This is a genomic window from Microcoleus sp. CAWBG640 (genome assembly GCF_020883015.1).
GTDB classification, from domain to species: Bacteria; Cyanobacteriota; Cyanobacteriia; order Cyanobacteriales; family Microcoleaceae; genus Microcoleus; species Microcoleus anatoxicus.
On sequence record NZ_JAHRFC010000112.1, the window covers coordinates 1 to 12,387 of the forward strand.

Annotated in this window: 11 protein-coding genes; 6 read left to right on the plus strand and 5 right to left on the minus strand. The window is 44.1% G+C overall.

The genetic code is table 11. From position 1 onward, the window contains the following. Positions 1–379: metalloregulator ArsR/SmtB family transcription factor (locus AAFP11_RS27415; protein ID WP_341739870.1), on the minus strand; the 379-nt coding region annotated here is incomplete at its 3' end. Positions 380–551: 172 nt separating this feature from the next. Between AAFP11_RS27415 and AAFP11_RS27420 the strand changes: the two genes are divergently transcribed. Continuing rightward, on the plus strand, positions 552–719 hold the full coding sequence (locus AAFP11_RS27420; protein ID WP_341739871.1) for a metallothionein: 168 nt from the start codon (positions 552–554) through the stop codon (positions 717–719). A 235-nt stretch (positions 720–954) separates the two neighbouring features. Next, positions 955–1,209: a hypothetical protein gene (locus AAFP11_RS27425; protein WP_341739872.1), complete on the plus strand. Its 255-nt coding sequence runs from the start codon at positions 955–957 to the stop codon at positions 1,207–1,209. Positions 1,210–1,440: 231 nt separating this feature from the next. On the opposite strand, the gene AAFP11_RS27430 is transcribed toward AAFP11_RS27425, so the two are convergent. Next, a complete protein-coding gene (locus AAFP11_RS27430) occupies positions 1,441–2,454 on the minus strand; it encodes a zinc ABC transporter substrate-binding protein (protein ID WP_341739873.1) in 1,014 nt (337 codons plus the stop codon). 89 nt (positions 2,455–2,543) lie between these two features. Between AAFP11_RS27430 and AAFP11_RS27435 the strand changes: the two genes are divergently transcribed. Together AAFP11_RS27435 and AAFP11_RS27440 are read left to right on the plus strand one after the other, a co-directional pair. Further along, the gene (locus AAFP11_RS27435; protein ID WP_341739874.1) at positions 2,544–3,263 is read left to right on the plus strand and encodes a metal ABC transporter ATP-binding protein; all 720 of its coding nucleotides are present in this window, start codon (positions 2,544–2,546) and stop codon (positions 3,261–3,263) included. 121 nt (positions 3,264–3,384) lie between these two features. Then, a complete protein-coding gene (locus AAFP11_RS27440; RefSeq protein WP_341739875.1) occupies positions 3,385–4,224 on the plus strand; it encodes a metal ABC transporter permease in 840 nt (279 codons plus the stop codon). A gap of 120 nt (positions 4,225–4,344) precedes the next feature. On the opposite strand, the gene AAFP11_RS27445 is transcribed toward AAFP11_RS27440, so the two are convergent. The 3 genes from AAFP11_RS27445 to AAFP11_RS27455 form a co-directional block, all read right to left on the minus strand. Next, complete coding sequence (locus AAFP11_RS27445) at positions 4,345–6,918, minus strand: PAS domain S-box protein (RefSeq protein WP_341739876.1); 2,574 nt, start codon at positions 6,916–6,918, stop codon at positions 4,345–4,347. A gap of 260 nt (positions 6,919–7,178) precedes the next feature. Beyond that, entirely contained in the window at positions 7,179–9,320 is a 2,142-nt protein-coding gene (locus AAFP11_RS27450) for an ATP-binding protein (protein WP_341739877.1), read from the minus strand. Between the two features lie 152 nt (positions 9,321–9,472). Next, on the minus strand, positions 9,473–9,817 hold the full coding sequence (locus AAFP11_RS27455) for a hypothetical protein (protein WP_341734032.1): 345 nt from the start codon (positions 9,815–9,817) through the stop codon (positions 9,473–9,475). A gap of 313 nt (positions 9,818–10,130) precedes the next feature. Between AAFP11_RS27455 and cynS the strand changes: the two genes are divergently transcribed. Together cynS and clpX are read left to right on the plus strand one after the other, a co-directional pair. Beyond that, complete coding sequence (gene cynS / locus AAFP11_RS27460; RefSeq protein WP_341739879.1) at positions 10,131–10,574, plus strand: cyanase; 444 nt, start codon at positions 10,131–10,133, stop codon at positions 10,572–10,574. A 266-nt stretch (positions 10,575–10,840) separates the two neighbouring features. Beyond that, positions 10,841–12,223, plus strand: a complete 1,383-nt coding sequence (clpX, locus tag AAFP11_RS27465; protein WP_341739878.1) for an ATP-dependent protease ATP-binding subunit ClpX — start codon at positions 10,841–10,843, stop codon at positions 12,221–12,223. Positions 12,224–12,387: the final 164 nt, after the last annotated feature.

Below are 12,387 nucleotides of genomic sequence, written 5' to 3' on the forward strand. Positions count from 1 at the left end.
CATTATAAAGTTCCAAAACATGGCGATCGAGTAAACTATAAAAAACCTGTCTCCCCACCTTGCGATAACGTACCAATCGCATCGCCCGCAACGCCCGCAACTGGTGGGACACAGCCGATTCGCTCATCCCCAAAGTTGTCGCCAAATCACACACGCAGAGTTCTTGTTTTGCCAAAACAGACAACAGCCGCAGGCGGTTCGCATCTCCCAAAAGACTGAAAAACTCTGCCATGCGCTGAGCTTTGGCGGTGTCGAGAATTTGGGTTTGAATATCCTGGACTCGCAAACTGTCAACTAGGTGCGGTCGATCGCAGATTGGTGTATCATTTTGGGCGATCGGTCCATTTACCGCCCCATTCACAGCAGAGTTAGATAACATTCTTTCAAGATTTATTTTGGTTCTCATTGTCATTTTAATGCGATTTGAGATTTGAGGATTTCTACATAGTCCCTCAGCCCACTTTCAAAAATATTTCCTATCCCCTTGACTTATCTCTGAATATGTGTTCATATATAAATATAAACAAACCAACCTACCACGAAAAAACACCATGACCACTGCAACCCAAACAAAATGTGCCTGTCCATCTTGCTTGTGCGCTGTCAACCTGAGTGCAGCCATTGAAAAAGACGGCAAACAATACTGTTCCACTGCTTGCGCCGACGGACACCCCAACGGCACTGGCTGTGGCCACGCCGGCTGCGAATGCCACAAGTAAGTGCTGAGCTTGCACAGAAGTTAAGAAAAACCTGTAAACTATATCAAAAGGGAGTTGCGGTATCCGCAGCTCCCAATTTTGTTTAAACAAGGTTAAAGAAAAGTTAAAATTAGGGTAAATTAGGTTAAAATTAGATTAATAAAGATAAGTACAAGGCAAAATAAAGCAATTGCTACTTGCGCCCTACAATGGAAGCAAGCGATCGCCATTACAAACAGGAATTAGGAGGGGGGCAATGACCGAGCGGGAAGACTTTTTACATCCTCGCCATCGCTACTACGGCGATTTTACGCCAGAAAACTTGGCGTTCAATGCCAACTTGCAAGAGTTTGCTCAAAAAATAACTTACATTTGTTCCCTGGAAACAGGGGGCAAAATTAGCGCTGAGAAAGCTTATAAAGATATTAAAGCGCTATGGAAAGAATTAAAATTATCCAAGAAACAATTGGGCATAGGGCAAAAACCTCCCAGTACCGATGAGCAATCCTAGGTAAGCCAGTTCCTAGGGTGGCAATCGATGGGTGCGTCATACCAAATCCTCTATTCACCGTCCTGTATTAAACTCTCTCTTCTCTTCCTTCGTGTCCTTCGCGCCTTCGCGGTTAAATCATTCCGATACAACCGGAATTGATATCACTTCCCGAACCTCTAAAAATTGTTCCAAAAACTCTCCTGACGCACCCTACAATTGAATATCACTTCAAAAAATACCGAAAATCCATCAAGGAGTGCAATTTCCCCCAAGCCCAGAAACAATCGCACAAGTATTAGTTTTCAGCATCCCCTCATAGGTATCAGCGCCGCTACCAGGAGCACCCAACTCGTCGCTGTAGAGTTCCTTGTCGGAAATTTTGACATTAGCCTCCCTGGCCACAGTCTCCATCAACTTGGGATTAGTCGTAGTTTCCACAAAAATTGTCGGTACTCCCGCCCTCTTAATTTCTGATGACAATTCGGCGATTCTAGCCGCTGTGGGCTGTTCTGCTGTAGTCACTCCCTGCAAAGCTCCAGCTACCTCGAAACCGTAAGCATTAGCATAGTAACTCAGAGCATCGTGAGTAGTGACTAACTTGCGTTTAGCTTGGGGAATTGTCGCAATTTGAGCTTTAATCCAAGTATCTAATTTTTGTAAATCTGCTATTAATTTGGCGGAATTTGTAGTATAAATTTCAGCATTATTAGGAGCAACTTTTTTTAATTCATCGCGAATTACTTCCACCATCCGAATGCCATTTTGAGGATTATGCCAAACATGAGGGTCAGGAACTTTTTCCTCTGCTTCATGGGGTTTAGCTTCTGTTTTGTGTTCTCCTTCATGTTCGTGTTCGCCCATGAGTGGTTTGGGCACTGCGAGTTGGTGGACGGCGATTTTGGGGGCTGAATTGGTAGTAGATTGGATCAGTTTAATGATACTTGGTTCGTGGTCGTAACCAGCGTATAAAATCAGATTGCCCGTTTCAATGGCCTTACGGTCTTCGGGCTTGGTTTGATAGGCGTGGGGGTCATCTCCGGGTTTAATTAAACAAATAGTGTCGATCGAACTTGCGGCAATTTCTTTAGTGATGTCGCAAATAACACCAGTAGTGGCCACTACTTTTGGCAAATTGGTCGCCCGACTCTCAGGTATGGGATTGCTGGCTTGGGGCTTTTCACTGCATCCAACTAATCCTAGCGCGATCGCCAAAACCGCCACAACGCTGACTCTGCTGGTTTTCTCCGTCAACTTCTGGAACATAAGACTTCAGAAACGATAATCATTATTGGTTTTTTGAGCTATTCTATTGTAGTAGCTGGAAACAAGAATCGTTCTCAAAATCTCAAATTATGCTAGAAGTTCAAGACTTGGCTGTCAATTATCGAGGAATTTCGGCCCTGAACAACATCAATTTTCATTTAGCATCAGGACAGTTAACAGGAGTCTTCGGGCCCAACGGGGCGGGCAAAAGCACGATGGTGAAAGCCATGTTGGGATTGATTCCAGCCTGTCGGGGTAGGGTAACATATGAGGGGCGGTTGTTGAAGGAACAGTTGGGGCGGGTGGCTTATGTGCCGCAGCGATCGCAAATTGACTGGGATTATCCGATTACGGTGTGGAATGCGGTGATGATGGCGCGCACAGTCCAGACTGGTTGGTTTCGCAGTCCCTCCCGTCAGTCACAGGAATTGGTGAAAACTGCTTTGTTGCGGGTGGGAATGTGGGATTTGCGCGATCGGCAAATTGGGGAACTTTCAGGGGGTCAGCAGCAGCGAATTTTCTTAGCAAGGGCGATCGCCCAACAGGCCGATTTATTCTTCTTTGACGAGCCTTTTAATGCCATTGACAAAGCAACCGAAGAGATTATTTTTGATATTTTTGCTGAACTCAAAGCCGCCAATAAAACTTTGCTAGTAATTAGTCACGATTTAGGAGATACTTTAAAAAAGTATGATAATTTATTGTTGTTGAACAAACAGTTAATTGCGATTGGTTCCTGCCAAGAAGTGCTGACGCTGGCTAATATTCATAAAGCCTATGGTTATGATTTAAGTTTGGTTTCGGTTTGAGGTCGATGAAAATTTATTTTTACCTGTAAAATTAATGGTAGCACGGGCATCCTGCCTGTGCAGGGTTGTGCCATTGATTATGACTGCATTGTTTCCTGCTGCGTTGTTCCTTGTCCTATAAATGTTAAACTTGCTAATTGAGCCTTTGAAATTTGAGTTTATGCGTAATGCGATCGCGATCGGCGTATTACTAGGAATACTCTGCGCGGTGGTCGGCTCCTATTTAATTGTACAGCAAATGGGCATGATGGTTGACATGATTGCCCATTCCGTGCTAGCTGGATTGCCCGTGGCTTTTGCTTTGGGTTTCCCTATAGCGATCGGCGCGTTTATATCAGGGATAATCAGCGCTGGCATCATGGCCTGGATTCAGTCACAATCCCGAATCAAAATAGATGCAATTATGGCATTAATTTTGTCTACATTTTTAGCTATTAGCATCACGCTGATTAGTTTGTTGCGAACCACCAAGTTAGACCTAGACGGTTTTTTATTTGGCAATATTTTATCCGTTGCACCAGCAGACGTGCAACAAACTTTTGTCACCACCTTGATAATTTTGGTGGCGGTGAAAGTATGTTATAAGGAACTGCTGTTTTATACCTTTGACCCCCTGGGCTCTCAGGCCAGCGGTTTGCCTGTAAACTGGATTTATTTAGGGATGATTTCAGCGATTACCTTGACGATTGTTGCGAGTTTGCAAACCGTGGGGGCCCTGTTGGTGATTGCGCTGTTAATCGGGCCGGGAATTACTGCGTATTTGTTGGTGAAAGAGTTACATTTAATGATGGGATTGGGCGCAATTATTGGGATGACAGCTAGTGTGACTGGTATGTATCTCAGCTATTATTTGAATATGCCGTCCGGGGCGGCGATCGTGTTGGTTATTTTTGGGTTATTTTTGCTAGCTTTTTTGTTAAGTCCCAGTCAAGGACTTTTGACCCGAAAGACAGCAAATTAATATAGCAATCCTAAATCATTTGTGAATTTCTTACTCCCTCCCCTTAATAAGGGGAGGGTTGGGGTGGGGTAAAAAACTTTACAACTCCTGCAAGGACTGCTATAGTAACGATCTAGTTTATTAAGGCGCTTGCTGCTTAGGCCAAGTAAAGCGAAAGGTTGCCCCTTCACCTTCTGCCGATTCCAAGGAAATAATTCCACCTTGATTTTCCACAATTTTCTTAACCAGGGACAAACCAATACCAGTATTTTCTACTCGATCGCGAGCTTCCAAAGTCTGAAAAATTACAAAAACTTTCTCGTGATACTGAGCCGCAATTCCCTGGCCGTCATCTGCTACAGCAAATTTATAAAAATCACCGATGTCTTCCACAGAGATGGTGATATGACCGGTGGGACTTCTGTGATGTTTGATGGCGTTGCTAATTAAATTAGAAAAAACTTGTTGTAAGAGCAGTCTTTCTGCTACAAAAGTTGGCATTCCTGGTTGGACTTCCACCACAAATTCCGGTGGGGGTGCTAGGGAATCAATTATTTCTGCTAATAACTTATCTACTTTTACTGTTTCGGAAGCCACTTGCATCCGTCCGACGCGGGAATATTGCAGCAGTCCTTCAATCAAACCTTCCATTCTGTGCACTCTGCCGCGCAGTAGGTTCATTTGGTGTAGAGTATCCTCTGTCATGGACTCGCTGAGGTCTTCTTCTATCCAACTGCTGAGATTGGCGATCGCCCGCAATGGCGCTTTCAAATCGTGAGAAACTACATAGGCAAACTGCTCTAATTCTTCATTCTGCTTTCTTAAATTATTGCTGAATTTAGCTAGGGTGTCCGCCATCCACCTCAATTCTTCTCTTTGCAAGCGCGAAAATTCCTCAGCTTGTTTGCGTGCCATAATATTTTCTACAGCACCCATTAAATATTTATTGCCATTTTGTTCTTGCAGCAGGGAAACACTTAAGTTTGCCCAAATCAACTCTCCATTTTTACCGATATAGCGCTTTTCCATAGAGTAAGTTTCAATTTCTCCTGCTAATAACCGTTGCAAATGATGCAGTTCTGGTTCCAAATCTTCGGGACAAGTAATTTCTTTAAAGTTTTTCTCGGTCAGTTCGGCTCGACTGTAACCCAAAATTTCGCAAAGTTTTTGATTGACTAGCAGCAACTTGCCTTCGAGATTTGCTTGGGCCATCCCAACGGCGGCTTGCTCGAAGGTGGCGCGAAACCTTTCGGCGCTTTCGGAAGCGGCAATTTCGGACAATTTGCGATCGCTAATATCGTTGCTAATTTCCAAAATAGCCAGGGGTTCGCCTTCTTCATCCCGCTGCAAAGTCCAGCGACTTGCTACGGTGATTTTTGTGCCATCTCGCTTACTACGCACCAGTTCACCTTGCCAATCTCCTGTAGAAAAAAACTCCTCTTGAATTGCCTCAAAGGGCTGATTCCATTCTGTTTGCAAAAGTTCATGAATATTTTTTCCCATTGCTTCGGAATTGCGCCACCCGTAGAGTCGCTTCGCCCCATGGTTCCAATAAGAGATTTTGCCCTTCAAGTCCAGTAGGGCGATCGTATCGTTGGCTAAATCAAGCATTTGTGCTTGCTTGCGTAGAGTTTCTTCAGCTTGTTTTCTGGGTCCAAAATCGCGACAAATTGCAATAAACAAACGTTTATTTTTCAACTGCATTTCGCTGATTGCCACTTCCATTGGAAAAATTTTTCCGTCCCCGCGAATTCCGGTAGTTTCTTGCTGATAAACATTTAGTTTAGTACCAGGATTTAGCAAAAAATATTCAATAGAATAATCGCCAGCGCTTTTGTTTGGTAGAGGTTTAGCAAGCAGTTTTCGGAGATTTGAGCCAATTATGCGATCGGCACTCCAGCCAAAAATCCGTTCAGCAGCAGCATTAAAAGAGTCAATAGTGCCGGATTCGTCCAAAGTAATAATGCCGTCCGCTGCATGATCGACTACAGCTTGAATGCGAGTTTTACTCTCTTGCAAACTCACTTCCCGGTGGTTCAATTCTTTCTCTAAACTATCAAATAAATACCAAGAAGCTGCGGCACCCAAAAAGCCCACCACTAAAGCCGTAAATTGGACGTAATTAGTGAGACTCACCCACTGCTGCATTTGTGGGTCTAGAACGTTCTTGTAGGCATCACCTGCGTCTGTAAAGGCATCAATTTTTTCCCGCAGCCTATCCATCTTGAATTTGCCTTCAGTGAATGCCTGAGTAATTTCCGGAGACTGGGCTTTGATGTCTGAATTGTCAATCTGGTTTAGAGTCTGTTCCAAAAAATCTATTTGCTGTTCCGTGATTTTTTTAATTTCGGCAAATCGCTGACTTTGAATTGGATTTTTTTTAGTGAGAGTTTTGAGTTCAGAAAGTTGTTCAGGCAAATTTTTCTTTGCTTCAAAATATGGTACTAAAAATGCCCGCCGCTTGGTTAGCCCATAACCTCGAAGACCAGTCTCCGCATCCACCACCGTTTTTAACAAGCGGTTTGTTTGCTGAAGCATTTCCTTATTGCTATCTAGTTCCTTTCTTGTTTGTATCGCTCTGTTTCGCAGTCCTGCTATGACTATCAGCGAAGCAAACAGACAAATTACGGGGATAGCTACGATGACAGTTCCCCGCTGGCGAATGGGTCGGTCTTTCCATACAACTTGTAAGAAGCGATCTAGCGAATCCTTCATGAATAGTTATCTAGACAGCGGGGGTTACAGAATGTGTGTTGAATTATATCACTTTTTGACAACTTCTGCTAATTTTTGATTTTTGCTCTGAAGCAAATGCTTTTGAGCTAGGTATATAAAATCCGTTTCTATATTATTAAACTCTCTTCTCTTCCTTCGCGTCCTACCCTACGGGAACGGCTTCGCCGAACGCGCCTTCGCGGTTAAATCACCTGACGATACAACCGGAATTGATATAACTAATAACTAATAACTAATAACTAATAACTAATAACTAATAACTCACAAATAGCATCAACCTTTGCTTTCAATTGTACAGTAAAAGTTGAGCCTACACCTAACTCACTTTCAATGGTGATATCACCTCCCATCATCTGGCAAAACAGACGGCTAATTGCCAATCCTAAACCAGTTCCTCCATACTTACGAGTGGTAGAAGCATCTCCTTGAATAAAAGGTTCAAATAAACCCTCCTGTTGTTGAGGAGACATTCCAATGCCGGTATCCGCTACCCGCAAATAAATCCATTCAGTGCCGTCTGTTAATTCGCGAGTTGCGCTGATGACTACGGTTCCCTCTTGGGTAAACTTGAGGGCATTGGAGAGTAAATTAAACAAAATTTGCCGCACTTTAGTCAAGTCAGCATACATTACTCCCAAATCAGGAGAGGAACAAACTTGTAATTGATTACGATTCTTTTCAACCAAAGGGTACAAAGTTGCTACGACTTCTTCTACTAAATTACCTAGGTGAAAATCTTCTAAATAAAGCTCCATTCTGCCAGCTTCTATCTTAGAAAGGTCGAGAATATCATTAATTAAATTCAGTAAATGTTTACCAGCGGTCTGAATTTTTTTAGTGTCGGGAATTAAGTCCTCGAACCCTGCTTCTAAGGCTTCTTCTTCTAGGATTTCGCTGTAACCGATAATGGCGTTGAGGGGTGTCCGCAGTTCGTGGCTCATGTTGGCTAAAAAAGTGCTTTTAGCTCTGGAAGCTGCTTCGGCTTTGTGCAATGCTTCTTGTAAAGCTATTTCGGTTTTTTTGCGCTCGGCAATTTCGATGCGGAGGAGTTTATTGGCGGCGGTGAGTTGAGCAGTGCGTTGCTCGACAGTGATTTCTAGTTCCGACTTGGCTTTGGAGAGGGCTTCTTGGGCTCGCTGGCGTTCAAATCCTTCGATCGCCAGTGCGACTAAATTTGCCAAAGAATCGGCGAAGGTTCGTTCTTCCAAGGCCCATTGGCGGGGTGCTCCGATATGTTCCAGAGACAGGATGCCGACGATCTGGCCACCGAGCCTAATGGCTACATTTAAGATGGATGAATTGGGAGTGCTTTCCTTGCTGAGGATTGGGGTATGTTCTGTTTCTAAAGATAATGTTGTTACAGGATTTTGAGTTGTCAATGCTGAGTCTAAAGGATTGGAGGAGGGACTGTTTTCGCTGCCGGCATCGCCTTCCTCATCTAAATTTGAAACTTTTATATGGTTTTTTGTACGATTCAAATGGCTTTTACTGGTCCGATCGTACAAATCGAGACAAACTAATTTGAGGTTTTGGGTTGGCAACTTAGAATGATTGACCAAATGCTCTACTGGGAGATCGATCGCCTCTCGATTGATGACCCAACTTTGGTTGTGGGCGATCGCTCTAGCAGCCAAATTTGCCTGAGTATCTGTGGCGTAGCGAGTTCCAAATTTGACATGATTGTACAGCCAAACGCTCACTTTTTCCACATCCAAAGTACGCGCCGCCGCCTCGGTAATTTCTCGAACTCCCAAATTCAGCGCCCCGTTGTTGATCGTCCTCTGCCTACCTAGCTGCAATAGGGCCAGACTTTGGCGGCGCAGTCGTTGTTCGCTCTCTTGGAGTGCTTGTTCTGCTTCCTTGCGCTGGGTAAGGTCGTACAAGGCACACAACGCTGTGGGCTGACCATTGAACAACAGGGACTGAACGGAGATGATGGCCCAGAAACTGCTACCATCTGCTTTTTTGCAGTGCAGTTCGTAATTTTGGATGTGCCCGTTTGTGGCAAGGGTTTCGAGTACCTTTGAGCGTTCTGCGGGATCGAAGTAAAAGTCTGGGGTATGACGCCCGATCAATTCTGCTAAGGGTGTGTCCAGGAGAGAAGCCATTTGAGCGTTTGCATACAGAATTAAACCGTCACAGAGGCGAGAAACCAGTACAGGAACGGGAGTTGCTGAGGCGATCGCCCGAAACTGCTCTTCGCTGGAGCGCACGGCCAACTCAGCTTTTGATAGCAAGTCTGCTTCTATGGTATCGGAGTGTTCCGTGGTCGTCTCCAGCAAAATTTCTAGATCGGCTTTTTCGCGTTTCAAGTTTTCCAGTTCTGCACGCAGAGCCTGAACTTCCAAAATTAGCTGTTCTTTCGATGGTTCTTCCTGCATAGCAATTGAAAATTGGTAACTTGTAGGTAGTCAGTTCCGCAGTTTTTGAGCGTTTGCTGCTAACTTAACTATGACTTATTTTCCTGTATTGCAAATCCCTAGTTATGCTTCCCAGACTTAGCTTTGATCTCAAGTTTACCTTGAAGGATTAACTATTCCAATTCCAATCGCAAGGAAGGCATCAGTCGCTGCAAGTTCTTGAGGGACTTTCCCTGCCAGGGTATTTCCTTGGAGCCTTTAACTGCGATCTGAATACTTTTTTGCTGTCGGACTTTGATCACAAATTTTGATATAATATTAATCCCTGAACTATTTAAAAATTCGAGTTTTCGCAAATCTAGAGTAATGGTCTTCTGCTCGCCGTCAGCCACATCATTGAGCAACTGTACGATCGGGGCGTATTCTTCCATTTGGCTGAGCCGGAAAGAGCCACAGCAGGTCACTGTATCAGTAGCGCTATCGTACAGGATGCTGTAATCTTGGGTGTTAATCTCCATATTTTTTTCAGTGGTCACTTGTTAGCGGTAAAGGGGTTTTGCCGGTGCGATCGGGTATGAGACCCACCCTGGGTACTGGCGATCGCACAGCAGAGAGTATGTAATTTTGATTACACGTACTGGTAACTGTACCATTTTTGTAGAGAAGCGATCGCGGATCTCTAAATCGCCTGTTGTCAAGGATGACGAGATTGGCTATTGCTGTCGCGACGAGTTATCAATTTATCATATTTCGGGGATTTGCCATTGACAAGAGATGAAAAATATGAGATATATTTCACATCTTCCACCGCAGCGAACAGGAGAAAATTTAATGCCAATTTCAAATATTACCGAAAAACTTTTGGTGGCCAAAAAAGCTCAGGGAATTAGTTTTGCAGATTTGGAAAAATTGCTGGGTCGCGATGAAGTTTGGATTGCAGCCGTGATTTACGGTCAAGCAAGTGCATCAGCAGATGAAGCAGAAAAAATTGTGTCTGCTTTGGGACTCGATAGCGAGATGGCTCAGGTTCTATCAGAACCAGCTCTCAAAGGTTCCTTAGATGCCACAGTTCCCGTAGACCCGCTGATTTATCGGTTTTATGAAATTATGCAGGTCTATGGAATGCCTCTTAAAGCAGTGATTCACGAAAAATTCGGGGACGGAATTATGAGCGCGATCGACTTTACTTTGGATGTGGAGAAAGAAGCAGACCCCAAAGGCGATCGGGTAAAAATAATCATGTCAGGAAAATTTCTGGAATACAAAAAATGGTAAGTCAGCTTTTCAAGGTAGAAAGAGTTTTTTTTGAGTGTATAATTTGGTGAATGTCTGTATCAGAAATTGGTATTTTGATTTGTAACTAATGAATAATGACTAATGACTGAGGCCTCAAAAGTGTTAAGTTAGAGACAGAGAGCGCGAAGCTGGAGTGGCTTGGGTATGCGATCGCCAAACTTTGCTGAGAACAGCACAATGTTCGATCGGGAAAAAACTCCCTAAATCCCCACAGCCAAACGCAAATGTAAATTAAGAGGAAAATAATGTCAAAATATGACTCCCATCTCAGATGCTCCTTTTGTGGCAAGTCCCAGGAGTACGTCCGCAAGTTAATAGCTGGGCCCGGCGTCTACATTTGCGATGAATGTGTGGAGCTATGCAATGAAATTCTAGAAGAGGAATTCTTTGACTCTGGCAAATTAGTGGCTCAACAAGCAGCCCAGTCAGAAATTCAAGAGCCTCAAGGACAAAAAACACGACGCCAGGGTCGATCGAACAAATCCAAAATCACTTTAGCTAAAATTCCCAAACCAACAGACATTAAGCAACATTTAGACGGCCACGTCATCGGTCAACACTCAGCCAAAAAAGTTCTGTCAGTAGCAGTTTATAACCACTACAAAAGGTTAAGCGTTGACCAAGCCAAAGATAGTAGCAAACCTGTCTCAGACAGCGATGTGGAACTACAAAAGTCTAACATCATGCTAGTCGGGCCGACAGGTTGTGGCAAAACTCTCCTAGCCCAAAGTTTGGCACAAATGCTAGAAGTGCCCTTTGCAGTAGCCGATGCCACAACCCTGACGGAAGCCGGCTATGTTGGTGACGATGTAGAAAATATATTGTTGCGACTGTTGCAAATGTCAGATTTTGATGTCGAAGCGGCCCAGCGCGGCATTATTTATATTGATGAAATTGACAAGATTGCTCGCAAAAGTGAAAACACTTCAATCACGCGAGATGTATCAGGAGAAGGGGTGCAGCAAGCGCTACTGAAAATGCTGGAAGGAACGGTGGTTAACGTGCCTCCGCAAGGCGGCCGCAAACATCCTTACCAAGATTTTATTCAAATTGACACGAGCAAAATTTTATTTATTTGCGGCGGTGCTTTTGTCGGTTTGGAAAAAATAGTTGAACAGCGTTTGGGTAAAAAATCTTTAGGGTTTATTCAGCCAGTCGAAAGTGACAGCAACTCGACTTTGCTACCAAAAGATAAGCGGGCTGCGGATATTTTACAACAGGTACAAGCTGATGATTTAGTGAAGTTTGGTTTAATTCCTGAATTTGTCGGGCGCATACCTGTGGTGACAGTAATTTCACCGCTGGATGAAGCAGCTTTGATGCAGATATTGACTGAACCTCGCAATGCCCTGGTGAAGCAGTATCAAAAGTTGTTAAATATGGATAGTGTGCAGTTGGAATTTGAACCAGAGGCGCTGCGGGCGATCGCCCAGGAAGCCTGTCGCCGCAAAACTGGTGCCAGAGCCCTCCGCAGCATTTTAGAGGAATTAATGCTGGATGTTATGTATGAGTTGCCTTCTCGCAAGGATGTAGCTAACTGTACGATTACCAAGGAAATGGTCGAGAAGCGATCGACTGCGGAATTGTTGTGGCATCCCGCATGGCACAAACAGCACGAAACTGCTTAATTTTGTAAGGTGGGCAAATGCCCACCTTGTTTTCGGAATCACCGAAAAACGAGCGGGAAGCCCCTGGCTTTAGACATGGGGAGGAACGTGGCTGCGACTTGAGTCGCCTACATCTTTTAAGGGCGATCAATCTTTTGATAGTCGCCTAAAAAATGTTTTTTCTT